The organism is Advenella sp. S44 (assembly GCF_002810445.1).
Lineage (GTDB): Bacteria > Pseudomonadota > Gammaproteobacteria > Burkholderiales > Burkholderiaceae_B > Advenella.
Genome location: NZ_NEXS01000001.1, coordinates 34,179 through 53,140, shown reverse-complemented (window position 1 = coordinate 53,140; position 18,962 = coordinate 34,179). Strand labels below are relative to the sequence as shown.

The 18,962-nt window shown below is 54.0% G+C and carries 14 protein-coding genes; 11 read left to right on the top strand and 3 right to left on the bottom strand.

Annotation, left to right across the window (positions count from 1 at the left end; genetic code table 11):
* Positions 1-367 precede the first annotated feature (367 nt).
* Positions 368-3,988, bottom strand: a complete 3,621-nt coding sequence (locus tag CAP48_RS00205; protein ID WP_100694030.1) for a hydantoinase B/oxoprolinase family protein — start codon at positions 3,986-3,988, stop codon at positions 368-370.
* A gap of 416 nt (positions 3,989-4,404) precedes the next feature.
* On the opposite strand from CAP48_RS00205, the gene CAP48_RS00200 reads away from it, so the two are divergent.
* The 11 genes from CAP48_RS00200 to CAP48_RS00150 all read left to right on the top strand — a co-directional run bounded on the left by CAP48_RS00200 (position 4,405) and on the right by CAP48_RS00150 (position 15,674).
* Positions 4,405-5,379, top strand: a complete 975-nt coding sequence (locus CAP48_RS00200; RefSeq protein ID WP_100694029.1) for a TRAP transporter substrate-binding protein — start codon at positions 4,405-4,407, stop codon at positions 5,377-5,379.
* Positions 5,376-5,885 carry a TRAP transporter small permease gene (locus CAP48_RS00195; RefSeq protein WP_100694028.1) on the top strand — a complete coding sequence of 170 codons (510 nt, stop codon included), beginning with the start codon at positions 5,376-5,378 and terminating at the stop codon, positions 5,883-5,885. The genes CAP48_RS00200 and CAP48_RS00195 overlap by 4 nt, the downstream gene beginning before the upstream one ends.
* A gap of 86 nt (positions 5,886-5,971) precedes the next feature.
* Positions 5,972-7,270, top strand: a complete 1,299-nt coding sequence (locus CAP48_RS00190; protein WP_100694027.1) for a TRAP transporter large permease — start codon at positions 5,972-5,974, stop codon at positions 7,268-7,270.
* Positions 7,271-7,639: 369 nt separating this feature from the next.
* The gene (gene tssA, locus CAP48_RS00185; protein ID WP_100694026.1) at positions 7,640-8,692 is read left to right on the top strand and encodes a type VI secretion system protein TssA; all 1,053 of its coding nucleotides are present in this window, start codon (positions 7,640-7,642) and stop codon (positions 8,690-8,692) included.
* 59 nt (positions 8,693-8,751) lie between these two features.
* A complete protein-coding gene (tssB, locus tag CAP48_RS00180; protein ID WP_100694025.1) occupies positions 8,752-9,318 on the top strand; it encodes a type VI secretion system contractile sheath small subunit in 567 nt (188 codons plus the stop codon).
* A 13-nt stretch (positions 9,319-9,331) separates the two neighbouring features.
* Positions 9,332-10,828 (top strand): type VI secretion system contractile sheath large subunit, encoded by a 1,497-nt coding sequence (gene tssC, locus CAP48_RS00175; RefSeq protein ID WP_100694024.1) that lies wholly within the window; start codon positions 9,332-9,334, stop codon positions 10,826-10,828.
* A 185-nt stretch (positions 10,829-11,013) separates the two neighbouring features.
* On the top strand, positions 11,014-11,499 hold the full coding sequence (locus CAP48_RS00170) for a type VI secretion system tube protein Hcp (protein WP_100694023.1): 486 nt from the start codon (positions 11,014-11,016) through the stop codon (positions 11,497-11,499).
* Between the two features lie 117 nt (positions 11,500-11,616).
* Positions 11,617-12,438: a type VI secretion system accessory protein TagJ gene (locus CAP48_RS00165; RefSeq protein WP_100694022.1), complete on the top strand. Its 822-nt coding sequence runs from the start codon at positions 11,617-11,619 to the stop codon at positions 12,436-12,438.
* A 67-nt stretch (positions 12,439-12,505) separates the two neighbouring features.
* The gene (gene tssE, locus CAP48_RS00160) at positions 12,506-13,060 is read left to right on the top strand and encodes a type VI secretion system baseplate subunit TssE (RefSeq protein WP_100694021.1); all 555 of its coding nucleotides are present in this window, start codon (positions 12,506-12,508) and stop codon (positions 13,058-13,060) included.
* Entirely contained in the window at positions 13,060-14,985 is a 1,926-nt protein-coding gene (tssF, locus tag CAP48_RS00155) for a type VI secretion system baseplate subunit TssF (RefSeq protein ID WP_100694020.1), read from the top strand. The genes tssE and tssF overlap by 1 nt, the downstream gene beginning before the upstream one ends.
* Before the next feature lie 38 nt (positions 14,986-15,023).
* Positions 15,024-15,674 carry a DUF3540 domain-containing protein gene (locus CAP48_RS00150; RefSeq protein ID WP_100694019.1) on the top strand — a complete coding sequence of 217 codons (651 nt, stop codon included), beginning with the start codon at positions 15,024-15,026 and terminating at the stop codon, positions 15,672-15,674.
* 33 nt (positions 15,675-15,707) lie between these two features.
* On the opposite strand, the gene CAP48_RS00145 is transcribed toward CAP48_RS00150, so the two are convergent.
* Complete coding sequence (locus CAP48_RS00145) at positions 15,708-17,273, bottom strand: DHA2 family efflux MFS transporter permease subunit (RefSeq protein ID WP_192871258.1); 1,566 nt, start codon at positions 17,271-17,273, stop codon at positions 15,708-15,710.
* Positions 17,266-18,615 carry an HlyD family efflux transporter periplasmic adaptor subunit gene (locus tag CAP48_RS00140; protein ID WP_100694018.1) on the bottom strand — a complete coding sequence of 450 codons (1,350 nt, stop codon included), beginning with the start codon at positions 18,613-18,615 and terminating at the stop codon, positions 17,266-17,268. The genes CAP48_RS00145 and CAP48_RS00140 overlap by 8 nt, the downstream gene beginning before the upstream one ends.
* Between the last annotated feature and the right edge of the window lie 347 nt (positions 18,616-18,962).

Below are 18,962 nucleotides of genomic sequence, written 5' to 3'. Positions count from 1 at the left end.
CTCAAATTACTATGGGGCAATGGACGTTAGCGGTACCCCTGTGCATAGTGTATCCGCTTCGATGAGCAATACAAACGAAATATCGATCATTGCTTTCATCTGACACGTTTGCCTGATTGCCGCAGGTTTGCATGGCAGAATACAAGCGACAATGCCATGCCCCATGGAACCTGTCCGGCCCCCGTCAATCCCTAAGTCAATCGCTGCGTTAATTTCCCCCATTGGAGGTTATGCGCTGCAAGGCCGGGTCCCGGTGGCCACTAGCCTGCAGCGGTATGCCTTGCACCACATTCAGCAAAGGCTGACCCCACAGGGACACACGATTTTTATAACCTGGGGACGGCGGGCCGATCACCGCCGATTCAGTTCATTCTGCCCGTCCGTAGCCGCCGCCTCCCGGTGTTTCAATCACAAATACATCGCCCGGCTGCAGATCGGCGCTGTCCTGCGGACCCAATTCTGTCACCGTACCGTCAAGGCGCTCGATAAAGTTTTTACCAGTTTGCCCCGGCTCGCCGCCTTTTAGGCCAAAAGGTGCGTATATCCGGTTATTGGAAAGAATTGCCGCGGTCATCGATTCCAGAAAGCGCATACGTCGCACGCCGCCATCGCCACCATGCCACTTGCCCTTGCCGCCCGAGCCATGGCGAATGCCATACGATTCAAGACGAACAGGAAAACGCAGTTCCAGCACCTCAGGATCAGTCAGCCGCGAGTTGGTCATGTGCGCCTGCACCAGCGATGTGCCGTCAAAGCCTTCTTCGTCGGAGTCCAGGCGCACCGGTCCGGCCCCGGTGCCGCCGGATACCGTTTCATAATATTGGTAGAGCGCATTGCCGAACGTGAAGTTGTTCATGGTGCCCTGGCTGGCAGCCAGCACGCCCAACGCGCCGTAAAGCGCATTCACAATGCACATTGACGTTTCCACATTCCCGGCGACAACGGCAGCGGGTGGCTCGGGGTTAAGCATGGAAGCCGGCGGTATTACAATATTGATTGGCTTGAGGCATCCGGCATTAAGTGGGATTTCGTCGTTTACCAGCGTGCGAAACACATACAGGACGGCCGCCACGGCAATGGAAGCCGGTGCATTGAAGTTATTGGTCAGTTGTGCAGACGAGCCGGTAAAGTCAACCGTTACCGATTCGCGATCATCATGAATCCGGATTGCAACCTGTATGACCGCGCCGTTGTCCAGCTTATAGGTATAGCGGCCGTCACACAGCAACGGAATCACACGGCGCACCGACGCTTCTGCATTGTCCTGCACATGCTGCATGTAGGCCTGGACAACCTCAAGTCCAAAATTATCACACATGGCATGCAATTCCCTGACCCCCTTTTGATTGGCAGCAATTTGTGCCTGCAGGTCAGCCATGTTCTGATCGGGATTACGAGCTGGATATTTGCCACTGGCCAGGATCTCACGCGCTTCCCTTTCGCGGAACTGACCGTTGCGCACCAACTGGAAATTGGTAAAGAGCACGCCTTCTTCTTCAATAGTTGTCGAATCCGGAGGCATTGACCCGGGCGTAAGCCCGCCCACATCGGCATGGTGACCACGCGAGCCGACGTAAAAAATTATCTGCTTGTTATCCCGATCAAACACTGGTGTAATAACTGTAATATCCGGCAGATGCGTGCCGCCATGATATGGATCGTTCACCACATAAGCGTCGCCCGGATACATATTCCCGGCATTCTCCCGCATAACGGTTTTGATCGATTCGCTCATGGAGCCCAGATGCACCGGCATATGCGGCGCATTGGCAATCAGGTTTCCCTCGGCATCGAAAATCGCGCAGGAAAAATCCAGCCGCTCCTTGATATTGACCGAATAGGCGGTGTTCTGCAGACTCAATCCCATCTGGTCGGCAATCGACATAAACAGGTTGTTGAACACTTCGAGCATGACCGGGTCGGCATCGGTCGATACCGCCAGCGCATTGCGCAGCGGTACTGAACGCGTCAGGATCAAGTGATCCTTGCTATTGAGACTGGCAGACCAGCCCGCTTCCACAATCGTAGTCTGGTTGGTTTCTGAAATGATGGCCGGGCCGGCAACGATATCGCCTGCCTGCAGGTTTTCTCGTCGAAATACCGGCGTATCGTGCCAGTTGCCATTGCTGTACATCTGGCGTCGCGCGTCTACAACCGGTGCGCTGTCATCGCGTCGCGTGACCGTGTTCTCTTCAATCCTGCTACCGGCAATCACGGCTTCTACCAGCAAAGACTCCACAACCAGCGGACGGTTTTCGATCAAAAATGAATAGCGCTGGCGGTACTGCTCATTGAACGCCTCAAGCATTTTTTCTGCGTCGCCAAAATCGACCTCCAGCGCGCTATCGGTACCTTGGTATTTCAACTGAACGCGGGTATTCAGAATGATCTGCACCCCCGGCGTCAGACGTGTGGTCAGCTCTGCGCTGGCCTGCTCTCCCAATTGGTCGCGCACCAGTTCCAGTTCGGCAATCAGGCTGTCGGCCAGTGGTTTTTCCACGGTTTGCTGGCGAATGGCCACCTGGTCGGCCAGGCCCATGCCATACGCCGACAGTACGCCGCCCAGTGGATGGGCAAACACGGTTGTCATCCCCAAGGCATCTGCAACGAGGCAGGCATGCTGTCCACCAGCGCCGCCAAATGTGGTCAACGTATAGCGTGTAACATCATGACCTTGCTGTACGGAAATACGCTTGATCGCCTCTGCCATGTTTTGTACGCCAATGGCAAGAAAGCCGGCTGCCACATCTTCCGCATTCACTCGGCGGCCCGTGGTTTTGCTTACCTGCTCGCTAAGCAATTCGAATTTGTCCTTCACAATCTGCGCATCCAGCGGCTGGTCGCCATTGGGGCCGAAGACTGCGGGGAAATAATCAGGCTGAATCTTGCCCAGCATGACGTTGCAATCGGTAATGGTGAGCGGCCCCTGCTTGCGGTAACACGCAGGACCCGGATTGGCGCCTGCCGAATCGGGCCCTACCCGCAGGCGAGCGCCATCAAAATGCAAAATGGAACCGCCGCCGGCGGCTACCGTATGGATTCGCATCATTGGTGTACGCATCCTTACGCCTGCCACAGCTGTCTCGTAATCGCGTTCGTACGCACCGGAAAAATGCGATACATCAGTGGATGTTCCGCCCATATCGAAACCGATGATTTTTTCGTACCCAGCCTGTTGACTGCTTCGCGCCATCCCGACAATACCGCCGGCGGGGCCTGACAAGATGGCGTCCTTGCCCCGAAAGCGGTGGGCGTCGGACAGGCCGCCAGACGACTGCATGAACATCAGATTGACGCCAGGCAATTGCGCCGCGACGCGATCCACGTAACGCCGCAGGATTGGCGACAGATACGCGTCGACCACTGTGGTGTCTCCTCGGGATACGAACTTGATCAGCGGACTCACTTCATGGGAGGCTGAAATTTGTGTGAAACCGATGCGCTGCGCCAGTTCGGCTGCCCGTTTTTCGTGCGCTGCGTTACGCCAGGCGTGCATGAATACAATTGCAATACTGCGTAAGCCCTGGTCGTAAGCCGATTGCAACATTGTCTGCAACGCCGCTTCGTCCAGTTCGGTGATTATCTGGCCGGATGCGGCGATTCGTTCGTCCGCTTCCAATACCTGCTCATATAGCATTTCGGGCAGCACGATGTGCCGGTCAAATAGCCGCGGACGATTCTGATATGCAATTCGCAGCCCATCGGCAAAGCCACGGGTTGTCAAAAAAACCACCCGTTCACCCTTGCGTTCTAGTAGTGCATTGGTGGCAACGGTGGTTCCCATCTTTACGCCATCAATGACGTCTACCGGAATCGGATCGCCGGCGGCAACCTCAAGCAGCTCGCGTATCCCTTCGATCGCTGCGTCCTCGTATTGGCTTGGGTTTTCAGAGAGCAGTTTTCTGGTAAGTAATTTTTTTTGCGGAGTAATTGCCACGATGTCGGTGAAGGTACCTCCACGGTCTACCCAGAATTGCCACTTGCTCATGTTTTATGTCCCTGCCTGTATTGAATAAGAAATTTGAATCTGAAAATCGTGCTTGCTATCGCGCCTGTCATATTACTGACCGGTATCGTGCAAGTGTATCAGCACAAATCATGCCAATGGCTTCGCCGGTCTTTTTCGAGAGGCACAAGCCTGACTTGTCTGAAATAAGTCATCCCCGGTAACAAACCGACGATTTGATTCCGATCAGCAGCACCCGCTTTGCCCGATTTCGGTGCGAACCTTATCAGTGTTTTCCCTTTCTGTGAAATTCTTCTCGTATCCGGTAGCAAAAATCTTATATTCTTTCGAATATGACAACCATCATGCTGATATAACCAAATTTGCCAGTCCGACTACACTGCTTCTCTTTTGGCAGTGCTGCGGCTTCGTAAACCCTGACATTGAAGGATGTACCCATGAAAAAAAATGCCCTGGTTCTGACCGCGTTTGCTGCCGCTCTGTTAAGCATGAATGCTTCAGCCGCCACACAGTGGGATCTGCCTACCGCTTACCCGGATTCCAATTTCCACACTGAAATTGCCATGAAGTTCGTCAAGGCCGTGGCCGATGCGACCGACGGCGAGTTCAAGATCACCGTCCACTCGAACGCCTCGCTATACAAGGCACCCGAAATCAAGCGCGCTGTACAGGGTAATCAGGCTCAGGTCGGCGAAATTCTGCTGAGCAACTTTGCCAACGAAGATCCGATCTACGAACTGGACGGTCTGCCGTTCCTGGCTACCGGCTACGAGCAGGCATGGAAGCTGTATCAGGCCCAGAAGCCCTTCCTGGAAAAGAAACTGGAATCGCAGGGCATGAAGTTGCTGTACTCGGTTGCCTGGCCGCCTCAGGGCATCTTTACCAACAAGCCGCTCAATACGGTTGACGATATGAAAGGCCTTAAATGGCGCGCATACAGCCCGGTGACTTCGAAAATTGCACAGGAAGTGGGCGCGCATCCGGTCACGATTCAACAGGCCGAATTGTCGCAGGCACTGGCTACGGGTGTGGTCGACTCCTATATGTCCTCGGGCTCTACGGGTTACGACACCAAGACCTATGAGTATTTGAAAAAACTGTACGATACACAGGCCTGGCTGCCCAAAAATACGGTAATTGTAAACAAAAAAGCGTTTGACGCGCTGGACGAAAAAGAGCGCAAAGCGTTGCTGGATGCGGCAGCCGAAGCGGAAAAAACCGGCTGGGAATTGTCGCAGGAAAAAACCAACTGGTATAACGAACAGTTGGCTAAAAATGGCGTGGAAATCATCAAGCCGTCCAGCGAATTGTTAAGCGGGCTGACAAAAATTGGTGAAAGCATGATCGCCGACTGGACCAAGAAGGCCGGCGCAGATGGTGAAAAACTGTTGAACGACTACAAAGCAAAATGAGACGCCTGCTCAATTGTATCTATGAGGTTGCAGCCTGGCTTGCCGGGCTGTTCATGATCGGCATTCTGGTGTTCGTGCTTTGGTCCATCATTATTCGCCAGATGGGAAGCAATTTCCCGGGCCTGGATGCCTACGCCGGTTATTCCATGGCTGCGGCCGGCTTTCTGGCGCTGGCCAGCACGTTTCGAAAAAACGAACATATCCGGGTCACGCTCCTTTTGTCTGCACTCAAGCCGCGCGCCCGTCATTATCTGAACTTGTTTGCCCTGATTGTGGCTGTCGTGCTGTCCGGTGCGCTGGCCTGGTTCAGCATTAAGCTGGTGATGGATTCATACACTTACCATGATCTGTCTACCGGAGAAGACGCGACGCCCTTGTGGATTCCACAGTCGGGTATGGCAACGGGCTGCGTACTTTTTTGTATTGCAATTGTGGATGAACTGATCAGTTCCCTGAAAAAAGGCTATTCCCGCACAGAGGAAGAACCTGTTTCCATGCAGACCTGATCGCTCCTGAGGGCGACCTCCTTTCGGTAATCCGTGCCGGGCGATCAGCTTGGACAAATCATGCGCGATACTGCGCGGAAAGTATTATGAATGAGTCACTTGTCATAGTTGTATTGATGGTCGCCATATTCGGCTTTCTGGGGGCGGGAGTCTGGGTCGGGTTGACGCTTTCGGGCTGCGCCTGGCTGACCATGGCGCTGTTTTCATCCAGGCCGGCAGGCGACGCCATGTCGCTAACAATCTGGGGCGCGTCTTCCAGCTGGACGCTTACTGCGTTACCCTTATTTTTATGGATGGGCGAAATCCTGTTTCGCTCCCGGCTTTCTACCGATTTGTTCCGCGGCCTGGCGCCGTGGCTTAATCGTCTTCCCGGGAAACTGTTGCATACCAATATCATTGGCTGCGCCATCTTTGCTGCTGTTTCGGGCTCGTCAGCGGCAACCTGTGCCACGATAGGCAAAATGACCATTCCTGAACTGAAGCGTCGCGGCTATCCCGACGACCAGGTGCTTGGCACACTGTCGGGCGCCGGTACCTTGGGTCTGCTGATTCCGCCTTCCATTATCATGATCGTATACGGCGTTGCCGCCAATGTTTCGATCTCTCGTCTGTTTATCGCAGGTGTGATACCCGGTATTTTGCTGGCCGGTCTCTTCATGGGTTACATTATTGTCTGGTCATTGCTTCACCCCGGCGCCATCCCGTCGGAAGAAAACAAGATGACCTTCGCCCAGAAAATCGCCGAGTCTCGCTACTTGATACCCGTGGTGCTGCTGATTGTCGCCGTGCTCGGTTCCATCTATACCGGCATCGCGACGGCCACCGAAGCGGCGGCGGTGGGCGTGGTGGGCGCGTTCATTCTTTCCCTGCTTCAGGGCTCCATGAACTGGACGACATTTAAGGAATCACTGTTGGGCGCGACACGGCTGTATTGCATGATCGCACTCATTCTGGCCGGTGCCCAGTTTCTTACCCTGGCGATGGGCTATATCGGTTTGCCGCGAGCCCTGGCAGAATGGATCGCCTCGCTGGGCCTGTCGCAGTTCGGCCTGGTACTAACGCTCATGGTGTTTTTCGTCATCCTGGGCTGCTTTTTGGATGGTATTTCGATGGTGGTGCTCACCATCGGTGTGCTATTACCGACCGTGCAGGCTGCCGGACTTGATCTGGTGTGGTTCGGTATTTTCCTGATCTTCGTGATTGAAATGGCGCAGATCACTCCCCCGGTTGGATTTAACCTGTTTGTGCTATCGGGGATGACCAAAAAGGAATTGCCCTATATCGCCCGGGTCTCGCTGCCCATGTTTTTTCTGATGATCGTTGGAGTGCTGATTATTTACTGGATGCCCGAGCTGGTATTGTGGCTGCCACAGAACGTGCGCTAATGTGAGCTAACACCGCTGCGAGCAGTCTGTTTGTGCACTGTAAACAACGTAAGCATGTTTTGCGCATGCTGATAACTGTGTCGCAAAATGCGTGATCATCGGCAAAAGTGCCTCAAATTGCCACAAAATAGTTTGTATTCAAATGTAATAAAGTGTTTTTATGTTTGATTGAAATAATTCTATCAAGAATGGAATTTTATGATGTTGGATAAACTTTGTAAGATTTCAAATGCAATTTATTGTTATCGCTAGGGTTTTTCCTAGTCTCAATCTGAATTTTAATGTGTAACGTGTGGCAATATGCGCAAGTTGTTTGACGGCGAAACGTCACACGCGTTTCACAAAGCATGTTTAGGATAGCCGGGGTACATGAAAACATTTGATGAATTGTTCTCAGCATTCAGCGAAGACAACGGTGGCGAGAACCTGGAATATGACGCCGCCTTTTTGGCATTACAACAGGCAGTTGTAGAAAAACCAGAACAACAGTTTGGCGAAACGATCATAGATGCCCAGGCGCCTGACTGGAACCAGGTTGAAAAGCAGGCACTCGCGCTGTGTAGCAGGACTTGCGATTTGCGCGTGATCCATGCGCTGACCTGTGCCTGGACATCCCAGAATGGTCTGGTCGGTTATGCTAGCGGAATTCGGCTGGCGCAGGATGCACTGCAACAATGCTGGGACGGCGTTTATCCGCAACTGGTTGAAGACGATTATGAAGATCCATTGCCACGCATCAACGCACTCAATTCTTATGCCGACATGCTGGGCGTAGGCAGAAGCGTACGTAGTGCCAATGTGCTGACCGGTGCGCATGGCCAGTTGGCATTACGTGACGCTGAGTCCATTATGGAAGGTTCGCGCGCCGATCTTTTCCCGGGTGGCCGGGCTCGTCTGGTGGAAACGCTGAACCAGGCAGCCATCGCGGGGGCCCCCGAAATCGGTGGACTGGCCAATGCAGCCAAAAGCCTGCAGGATATTGTGGATCTGGTAACGCAAAGGCTTGGCACAGAATGGGCGCCGTCGGTATCGTCGCTGCAGCGAAGTTTTGAGCTGATCACAAACGTATTGGGTGCGTCAACAGCCGCGTCTGCGAGTTCGCCCGACGAGGCGGCATCAAACAGCAATGGCAGTGGCGACCCCCTTGAATCATCGGCAGGCGATGTCGTAACATCATCGCAGCAGCACATGACAGAAAGATCAGTGTCGTGGACCGAAGTACAAATCAAGACGCGTGACGAAGCAATGGTTGCGCTGGAGAAAGTCAGCAGTTATTTTGAAATTCATGAACCGAGTCATCCGGCTCCTTTCCTGATTCGTCGGGTGCAGCAAACCATCCCGCTTAATTTTCATGAAATGCTGAAAAATCTCACCCCGGGTAATGCCGAGCAGTTTGAAACTTGGCTGCCACGCGAAGAGTAAACGAATTTAGATAAATATGATCCGCCGGTTCAACCGGCCACGAGTTGGAGATTAAAAGAATGGCTACACGAATGTCGTCACGCAGAAGCGGGCAGAAGTTCATTGCACGGAACCGCGCCCCGCGTGTGCAGATCGAATATGACGTTGAAATTTATGGTGCCGAAAGAACCATTCAGTTGCCATTCGTCATGGGCGTTATGGCCGATCTTGCCGGTAAGTCTGAAGTGCCACAGGCAGATATCAATGACCGCAAGTTCCTTGAAGTAGATATCGATAATTTCGATGAACGCATGAAAGCCATCAAGCCGCGCGTGACGTTTCAAGTGCCCAATACCCTGACCGGAGACGGTGTACTTAGCGTGGACATGAGCTTTGACAGCATCGACGACTTTTCACCGGCACAGGTGGCGCGCAAGGTGGACGCGCTTAATGAACTGCTGGAGGCGCGTACTGAGCTGGCCAATCTGCTGACCTACATGGATGGCAAGACTGGCGCAGAAGAACTGATCAGCAAAGTGCTGAAAAATCCCGCCTTGATGAAAACGCTGGCTGCCGCGCCGAACAAGGATACGTCTGCCCCTGAGGCAGACAACCCGGCCTCCGACGCAGACGATACCAGCAAGTAACAGGAAGAGTTAAATGAGCACGAGCGTACAGAAAGAAGCGGTACAGTTGGAAGGACTGGAGTCCGATGGGCTGGCTTCCTTACTGAAAAAAGAATTCAAACCCAAGACTGATCAGGCCCGCGAAGCCGTTGAAAATGCGGTGCGCACGCTGGCCGAACAGGCATTGGCCAATACAGTTACCATGTCTTCGGACGCCTATTCAACGATTCAGGCAATTATCGCGGAGATCGATCACAAGTTGTCCGAACAGATCAACCTGATCATGCACCATGAAGAGTTCCAGAAGCTGGAAGGCGCCTGGCGCGGCCTGCATTACCTGGTGAACAATTCGGAGACCGATGAACTGCTGAAAATCCGGGTGATGTGCATCACCAAGAAAGAGCTCGGTCGCACGCTGAAGCGCTATAAGGGCGTTGGCTGGGACCAAAGCCCGATTTTCAAGCGTGTTTACGAAGAAGAGTACGGCCAGTTCGGTGGCGAACCTATAGGTTGTATTGTCGGCGACTATCACTTTGATCACAGTCCGCCTGACGTCGAGCTGCTGGGTGAAATGGCCCGCATCTCTTCGGCCGCCCATTGCCCGTTCATCTCTGGCGCCTCGCCTGAAGTGATGCAGATGGACTCTTGGCAGGAACTGGCTAACCCACGTGATCTGACCAAGATTTTCACCAACTCCGAATATGCTGCCTGGCGCAGTCTGCGCGAGTCTGAAGATTCCCGTTATATCGGCCTGGCAATGCCGCGTTTCCTGGCGCGCCTGCCTTACGGTTCACGTACCAACCCGGTGGACGAATTCGATTTTGAAGAAGACACCGATGGCGCAACACACGAGCGCTATACCTGGGCCAACTCGGCCTATGCAATGGCGTCCAATATTAACCGCTCCTTCAAGGAATACGGCTGGTGCACTTCGATTCGCGGTGTCGAGTCCGGCGGGGCAGTCGAAGATCTGCCTTGCCATACCTTCCCGACCGATGATGGCGGAGTCGATATGAAGTGCCCGACAGAAATCGCAATCAGCGACCGTCGCGAAGCCGAGCTGGCCAAGAACGGCTTCATGCCACTGGTACATCGCAAGAACTCTGATTTTGCCGCTTTCATTGGCGCGCAATCTCTGCAAAAACCCCACGAGTATAACGATCCGGACGCAACGGCCAATGCCCGGCTTTCTGCGCGCCTGCCATATCTGTTCGCATGCTGCCGCTTTGCGCACTATCTCAAGTGTATTGTGCGCGACAAAATCGGTTCCTTCCGCGAACGTGACGATATGGAACGCTGGCTCAATGACTGGATCATGAATTATGTTGACGGTGATCCTGCCAACTCGTCACAGGAAACAAAGGCGCGCAAGCCGCTGGCCGCCGCCGAGGTTCAGGTGACAGAGATCGAAGACAACCCAGGTTATTACGCAGCCAAGTTTTTCCTGCGTCCGCATTACCAGCTCGAAGGACTGACCGTCTCTTTGCGTCTTGTTTCGAAATTACCGTCTTTGAAGCAAAACGATAACTAAAGGCTCCGGAACAATACTGCCCTGGGCAGGGCAATCACGATTGACCGGCACATCCAAACGATGTGTCGGACAAAACCAGATATCCGCAAGTCTGGGATATCTCTGTAGTAAGTAGTATGTGAAGCAAAGACGGGCCCACAAGGCCTGATCGCAAATCAAATTAATTAGCTCACTAGGAGAAAATTGTGGCTGTTGATATGTTTATGAAAATTGAAGGTGCAAACGGGGAATCGAAGGATTCCAACCACAAGGACTGGAGCGATATTCAGTCTTTTGCATGGGGTGCAACACAACCTGGTTCCATGTCTACCGGCGGTGGCGGCGGTACAGGAAAAGCCAGCTTTAACGACCTGAACGTTGTTGCCCGTGTAGACCGTGCTGCACCTGCAGTGATGAAACACTGCGCTACCGGCAAACACCTGACCAAAGTGGAAGTGTCCGTTTGCAAGGCCGGTGGTACACAGGTTGAATACTCCAAAATCACACTGGAAGACGTTCTGGTGACTTCGGTCCAATACACAGGCGCCCACGACGGTGATGCGATGATGGTCAGCTTTGCATTCCAGGCAGCCAAAGTCAAGCAGCAGTACTGGGAGCAAACAGAGCAGGGTGGCAAAGGCGCTGAATCTATTGTTGCCTATGACGTCAAACAGAACCGAGTCGTCGGTTAATCGGGTTGTTTCTCTTTGACTAGTTAGGGGGTCTTCTTGCAAGACTCCACAAGAGCTAACAGGTATGCCCCGGCTGGGTATCTGTTAGCTCATTGCATTTTTTAAAACGGAACGAATATGACAGGCATCATAAAGGCACTGGACGGCAAAAGCGTCGATGAAAAGCTGGACCAGGTGAAGGCTGAAATAAGAAAAAAACCGGCAGACGCCGATCTGCGTGCCCGGCTTTTCCAGTTGCTGGCTGTCAAGGGACTGTGGGACAAGGCATTTGAGCAACTGAAACTGAGTTCGGAAATGAATGCCCAGGCCCAACCTGTTGCCGTGTTGTATACCGGCGCGATCACGGCCGAGCAGGAACGCGCCGCCGTCTTTCGTGGCGAGAAAACACCCGCCGTATTTGAGCAGCCGCCCGAGTGGATGGCCATGTTGCTCGAAGCACTGCGCAGCGATGGCGAGACCGCCCAGGCCCTGCGTGAACAGGCCCTGGAAGCGGCTCCTACGCTATCGGGAACCGTGCTGGTCAATGGGCAAGAGCAAGGACAGCCATTTGAATGGCTGTGTGATGGCGACAGCCGGCTCGGGCCCGTGTGCGAGGTCATTGCAAACGGACGCTATGGCTGGGTTCCCATGGATATGATCCAGTCATTGCGGCTGATTCCTCCGGAAGGCCTGACCGATCTGATCTGGGTCCAGGCCGAGATCACGCTTGTGAGCGGACGTTCGCAAATCGGCTTGATCCCGGCGCGTTATCCGGCGCCTGCAGATAAAAACTACGCAGATCTGGACGATGCAAGCAACTTGTCACGTCGGACCGACTGGCAGGAAATCAGCCAGGATATCTATTTCGGAACGGGGCAGAAAATGTGGATGACCGACGCGGCCGAATATGCGCTGCTCGATATGCGCAGTGTCACGTTCCATCACGGGCAGTTAAACTGATTCGCCTGCCTGTATTGCCAGGAAACTGAACTAAAACAAAAGCAAGATAGTCACAGGTGTGTCGTATATGGATATGGAAGACATTTCAGGAAAACGGACTGCATTCGGCATGCGCGAGCGTCGCGCTGCCAAGGATCGCCTGCAGCCCGCGTTGCTGGATCGGCTCACCGATAATGAGCCGCTGAAAAAAAAGGAAAGCCGCGACAGCGTCATGATTACCTATGATACGCTGCGTCACGCTGTGCTCAGAGACCTGCGCTGGGTATTGAATACCGTGAATATCGAAACGGTGGATGACCTGCAGGCCTATCCCCAGGTTCGCAGTTCCACCGTCAATTTCGGGGTAGAGGCCCTGGCCGGCAGGCGCATGTCGGAAATAGACTGGGTCGATATGGAGCAATCGATCAAGACCGCCATTATTCATTTCGAGCCACGTATCCTGGCCGATTCGCTTGAGGTAGCCTGTGTCAGTGAAGTGACTTCGCTTGAACACCATAATGTGCTGAGCCTGGAGATCCGTGGCAAGCTATGGTGCAATCCCTATCCACGCGAATTTTTGTTCCGCACCGATATTGACCTGGAAAGCGGCCACATGGACCTGCAGGAACAAGGAGCCGCCTGATGGAACAGCGTTTCCTTGACTATTACAACCGTGAACTTGCCTACATTCGCGAGATGGGCAAGGAATTTGCGGATCACTACCCGAAGATTGCCGGTCGTCTGGGAATGAACGGGATCGAGGTGGCAGACCCGTATGTCGAACGTTTGCTTGAGGGCTTCAGCTTTCTGACCGCCCGCATCCACATGAAAATGGATGCCGAGTTTCCGCAATTTTCCCAACGGCTGCTGGAAGTTGTTTATCCGAATTATCTGGCGCCGACTCCGTCCATGGCGGTGGTGCAAGTCTCGCCCAGCATGAATGAGGGCAGTCTGGCCAAGGGCTTTACTCTGCCCAAGGGAACCGTGATGCGCGGGCGCATCCCAAAAACGGAGCAGACGCCCTGCGAATTTGTGACTGGGCACGCCTTGACCCTGTGGCCATTGCAAGTGGTCTCCGCTGAGCTGTCCGGCGTTCCTCCCGATCTGCCGCTGAAGCGGATGAATTTGAATACCCGCAACCAGCCCGTGCGCAGTTCGCTTAGAATCACGCTGGAAATAAAGGGTGGGGTCAAGCTGCACGAATTCAAACTGGACCAGTTGGTATTTCATTTGAACGGCCAGGATATTCATATGCAGCGCTTGCTGGAGTTGATCATGGGACACACCATTACGGTGTTGTGTCATGACGCCGAAAAGCCGGTCAAATGGATCAACCGCATCAATGTCAATGACGTGCGTCATGAAGGATTTGACAGTGATCAGGCCCTGCTGCCGGCCGAAGCTCGCATCTTTCAGGGCTATCGCATCATTCAGGAATATTTCGCCTTTCCAACGCGGTTCATGTTCTTTAGCGTCAACAATATGCAAAAGGCGCTCAAGCTGCCGTCCGCCCTTGCCGCAGCCAGCGCCAATGCACCAGGTGGGCAACAGAGCCGATGCTTCGAGCTGACATTTCTGTTTGACAAGGATATGCCAGAGCTGGAAGGTAATGTTACCGCAGAGAATCTGGCCCTGCACTGCACACCTGTGATTAATCTGTTTCCCAAAAAGGCAGACCGCATTACGATCTCGCCCAGCACGCACGAATATCACCTGGTGGTGGATCGAACCCGACCCCTGGACTTCGAGGTATACAACACGGCACGGGTCGCCGGCTACTCGAACATATCCGATTTGACAGAGAAGGAATTTCGCCCGTTTTTTGGCTCGCTGGGCAGCGATACTGATGACTATGGCGCTTACTATTCCATGCGGCGTGAGCCACGCCTGATGTCCGATACCGCGGCGCGTAATGGCGCGCGTACCGGTTACATTGGCAGTGAGGTTTTTATTTCACTTGTGGACAAACATCAGGCGCCGTTTTCCGAGGATCTACGCCATCTTAGCCTGGACGTGCTGTGCACCAATCGTGATTTGCCCATGCTGATGCCAGTCGGCCAGAAGAATGACCTGGCTCTGCGCGTGTCGGCGCCCATCGAGGGGATCAGGGTATTGCGCGGTCCCTCACGCCCGCGGCCTGCCCTGGCCCAGGGCGCTTATGCCTGGCACCTGATCAGCCATCTAGGTCTCAATTACTTGAGCCTGATTGATTTGGATACAGAAAAAGGTGCACAAACGCTGCGCGAGATGTTAAAAATATACGCAAATATTGCGGATCCGGCCATTGCCAAGCAAATCAATGGCGTGCGGCATGTGCGAGTCGAGGCCGTGCACCATCGCTTGCCCGTACCGGGGCCGATCGTATTTGGCAGAGGGGCGCGTATCCATCTGGAAGTGGATGAAGGGGCGTTCTCTGGTGTCAGTCCTTATTTATTCGGGGCCGTGCTGGAGCAATTCTTTGCCCGTCACGTTTCCATCAATATGATGTCCGAACTCGTGCTGTCTACCATGCAGCACGGCGAACTGGCTCGCTGGAAACCGCGCATGGGCGCCCGGCCCGCCGTCTGAATTGCTGTACGTTGTGATCAACCGCCAAAGGAATAAATATGTCTTCAGTTGTCCAGCCTAAAACCTATCCCGTCTACGATCCAGTGCATTTGATCGGCACTGTGAAAAAGCAGCAAGCGCAGGAGTTTGTTGTCGAGTGCGATGGCTACGAATGGGTCTGCCGCCGGGCCGCCAGTTGTCTGTTGCAACCACAGATCGGCGACACCGTGCTCATCAGCGGCCCGGAACGCGAACGGGTTTATCTGATTGCCGTCATAGAACAGGCGCAGCAGAACGAATCAACTGTCAACGTCCCGGGCCGGCTCAATATCTCGGCTGATTCGGTCAATATTCAAAGCGCCGCCGCCATGCAATTGCACGGGGGCACCGCCCTGGACCTGACGACTGCGCAACTGAAGCTGAGCGCGAAAACCGGACAGTGCGTCGTCGAGGATATGACCTATGCCGGTCGCGAAGTGAAAACAACAGTCGGCATGATGCGCGTGATCGGCAAAGTCTATGAGTCGATCATGGACCGCCTGTCATTCATGAGCCGCACGTCGTTCAAACTGACCGAAGAGGTGGAGCACCTGCGCGCCGGCACCATTGATTACCAGGCCGAACAATCGGCCCGTCTGCATTCGAAGTACACCGTCGTCACGGCCAAGGACCTGGTCAAGGTCGACGGCAAGCAGATTCATATGGGCTGATTCGACACATTGCCTGCTGCCCAGCAAATAGCCTCAGTGCCCGCCTGCCGGCGGCGCACCCGGTTTGGCCATAAACGGTGGTCGCGTCAGCCAGACCAGACCCACCAGCAACAGAAACAGCCAGCCCAGCCCCCAGAATACTTCGTTGAATGATAGCTGCAGGGCTTGCTGGTTGATCAGGTTATTGATATTGTAGGCAGCAATCTCGGTGGTTTCTCCATACTGTTTCAAGGCCTCCACGGCTGTCGGATTATAGACATTAATATTTTCTGCCAAGTGGGCATGATGGACGACAGTGCGATGGTCCCATAAAAACGTGGTAATCGAGGCGGAAAAACTGCCGCCCAGCACCCGCAGAAAGGCAGCCAGACCGGAGCCGGCGGCGATTTCGTCGGCACGCAGATCGGACAGTAAAATCGTCAATACCGGCATGAAGAAAAAGGCCACACCCAGGCCCAGTACCAGCTGGGTCATGGCAATATGCATGTAGTCCAGGTCGGTGGTGAAGTCAGCACGCCAGAACGAGGTAAACGACATCACAATGAAAGACAGGCACGCCAAAACCCGCAAATCAATACGGTTGGCATATTTGCCTACTACGGGCGCGAGAAAGACCGGTAAAATACCGATAGGCGCAGACACAATGCCCGACCACATCGAGTCATAGTTCAGAGTGCGCTGCAGCCACAGCGGGATCAGCAAGCTGATAGCAAAGAATGCAGAGTAGCCGAAAATAAGGGCGATGGTGCCAAAGGCGAAATTGCGATGCCGAAATAGCGTCAGATTCACAATGGGATTAGGGTGAGTCAGTTCCCAGATCAGGAACGCAAGCGTGCCAACAACCGCCACAATCGTCAGTGTTACGATAAAGTCAGATTCGAACCAGTCTTTTTCATTGCCCAGGTCCAGCACTACCTGCAGTGAACCCACAGCCAGGATCAGCAGAATCAGGCCCATATAGTCGACGCCGGATTTGATGATCGATATCGGACGGGCTCGCATCTGGATAAAGACAATAAAGCTGGCAAGCAGTCCTACCGGAATATTGATAAAGAAAATCCATTCCCAGGAATAGCTGCTGGTTATCCAGCCGCCCAGGATGGGGCCGGCGACCGGCGCCACGACCGTGACCATGGACAGGATGGAAAGCGCCATTCCCCGGCGAGCCGCAGGGTAAATGGAAATCAGCAGGCTTTGCGTGATCGGGTACATCGGGCCGGCCACGGCGCCCTGCAAAGCCCGGAAAATAATCAGTTCCGTCATATTGGTGGAAATGCCGCAAAGAAACGACGTAATCACAAACAGTACGGTACAAATATTGAACAAGCGCACCTCGCCAAAGCGTCGGCTCAGAAAGCCAGTGAGCGGCAGGGTAATGGCGTTGCTGACGGCAAAGGAAGTAATGATCCAGGTGCTTTGGGATGAGCTGACGCCAAGATTGCCGGCAATGGTCGGTAATGACACATTGGCAATCGTGGTATCGAGCACCTGCATAAACGTCGCGAGGCACAGGCCCAGCGTGGTCAGCCACAAGCTGGCCGGAGCGAAAGGCTGGGCGGGTGAACCCGCAGGCGCCGTCCCGGATTTCTCGTTACTCATCAGCGCTTATATTGTCTGTATCGTTGCTGAGCAGATTCTGCTGCACAATGTCCGAAATTAACCGGTCCGCCGCAGCTACCTGCTGGTCGTAAATCGTCGTCAGCAACTTGCTGTTCGGGTTGACGCCGCTGGCCAGCACGGCGCCATCGGTGTTGTGCAGATCGGCTTGGACAAACATTGACATGCCAATGCGCAACGGATGCTTTTGCAATTGCTCGGGCTTGGCAAACTCTACGCGCACCGGAATCCGCTGCACAATCTTGATCCAGTTGCCGGTGGCATTCTGGGCCGGCAAAAGGGCGAAGGCGCTGCCGGTGCCGATGCCCAGACTGCTGATGACGCCGTCATACACCACATCGTCACCATAAAGGTCAGAGGTAACCGACACAGGCTGGCCGATACGCATGTTTTTCATTTGTGTTTCTTTGAAGTTGGCGTAGACCCAGGCGTTTTTCAGTGGCACCACGGCCATCAGTGCGCTGCCTGCCGACACGCGCTGGCCGACTTGTGCGGCGCGTTTTGCCACATAGCCATCGGTCGGCGCCGTGATGGTGCTGCGAACAAAGTCCAGATAGGCTGCCTTCAATCGGGATTCGGCAACCAGGATATCGGGATGCTGGTTAATCAGCGTACCGGCGACGAGGGCATTGCTAACTTCGGCGTTCTGCTGGGATGCCGTCAACTGGCTGCGGGTCGCTTCCAGTTGGCTGATAGATGACTGATACTGGCTTTGTGCCTGCAGAAAGACATCCCTGGCATGTGCGCTTTCCTCCTGGGAAATGGCGCCGGATTTGACCAGTTTCTGCCTACGGTTGTAGTCGGCCCTGGCCTTTTCCAGTGCTGTTTTAGCACCCTTGACCGCCGATTCCTGGGCTTGCACCAGCGCCTGCTGGGCACCTGAATTGGCCTTGGCGCCGCTGGCCTGGCTGTACAGACTGCGCACTTCGCGTACGGTTTTGGCCAATGTCGCCTTGGCCGCGTTCAGCGCAACTTCGGCTTCCGTGTGGTCCAGACGGATCAGCGTATCGCCGGCATGAACAAAGTCTCCGTCGTCGGCAAAAATGCCCACGACGGTTCCCTGCACTTGCGGCGTGATCTGAATAATATTGCCCTGGACATAGGCGTCATCAGTGCTCTCATACCAGCGACCATGCAGGTAATACATGACGCCTGCAATAATGGCAATAAGCACGATTGCCAGAAACAGCAGCCTGAACAGAAAACTGCGCCTGGTGCGTGCGGGCTTGTTCTTTTGCTTATCTTTGGGCGGTTTACCAGAAGAGACGGGAACGGCGGACGGCGCGCCGGCGGTGGCCGTCGATGTACTTGGATTGGAGCTCATGAAAGTTGACAACCGTGAAGATCAGCCAGAAAAACAAGGGGATTGGGCAATACCTGCGGCAAAGCCCATCTCCGAGTGAACCGGATCCATTGAGATATTTGATTGGGTAAGCAATATTTGCTTGGTCAATTAATGATAATCACAGAAAAAATCACGGTCAAATATTTTCTGAAAACCAAACCGCAAACCGCCTGATTCTGTTGTGAATCTTCGGAAAATTCAGTGCGGCGTAAGCCTTGACGTTTTTTATTTCATGAGAGCAGCAACGCCGGCAACCATGCCGAGGCAGGCGGGCCGGCCAGCGATGGCAGTCAAGCGCGATTAAGAACCGGTAAAGGCCGGCCCTC

Excerpts from the sequence above, each read along its gene's own strand:
- tssF (WP_100694020.1), top strand. The coding sequence starts at position 13,060 with ATGGAACAGCGTTTCCTTGACTATTACAACCGTGAACTTGCCTACATT.
- CAP48_RS00195 (WP_100694028.1), top strand. The coding sequence starts at position 5,376 with ATGAGACGCCTGCTCAATTGTATCTATGAGGTTGCAGCCTGGCTTGCC.
- CAP48_RS00140 (WP_100694018.1), bottom strand. The coding sequence starts at position 18,615 with ATGAGCTCCAATCCAAGTACATCGACGGCCACCGCCGGCGCGCCGTCC.
- tssC (WP_100694024.1), top strand. The coding sequence starts at position 9,332 with ATGAGCACGAGCGTACAGAAAGAAGCGGTACAGTTGGAAGGACTGGAG.
- CAP48_RS00190 (WP_100694027.1), top strand. The coding sequence starts at position 5,972 with ATGAATGAGTCACTTGTCATAGTTGTATTGATGGTCGCCATATTCGGC.
- tssB (WP_100694025.1), top strand. The coding sequence starts at position 8,752 with ATGGCTACACGAATGTCGTCACGCAGAAGCGGGCAGAAGTTCATTGCA.
- CAP48_RS00145 (WP_192871258.1), bottom strand. The coding sequence starts at position 17,273 with ATGAGTAACGAGAAATCCGGGACGGCGCCTGCGGGTTCACCCGCCCAG.
- CAP48_RS00200 (WP_100694029.1), top strand. The coding sequence starts at position 4,405 with ATGAAAAAAAATGCCCTGGTTCTGACCGCGTTTGCTGCCGCTCTGTTA.
- tssA (WP_100694026.1), top strand. The coding sequence starts at position 7,640 with ATGAAAACATTTGATGAATTGTTCTCAGCATTCAGCGAAGACAACGGT.
- CAP48_RS00205 (WP_100694030.1), bottom strand. The coding sequence starts at position 3,988 with ATGAGCAAGTGGCAATTCTGGGTAGACCGTGGAGGTACCTTCACCGAC.
- CAP48_RS00150 (WP_100694019.1), top strand. The coding sequence starts at position 15,024 with ATGTCTTCAGTTGTCCAGCCTAAAACCTATCCCGTCTACGATCCAGTG.
- tssE (WP_100694021.1), top strand. The coding sequence starts at position 12,506 with ATGGATATGGAAGACATTTCAGGAAAACGGACTGCATTCGGCATGCGC.
- CAP48_RS00165 (WP_100694022.1), top strand. The coding sequence starts at position 11,617 with ATGACAGGCATCATAAAGGCACTGGACGGCAAAAGCGTCGATGAAAAG.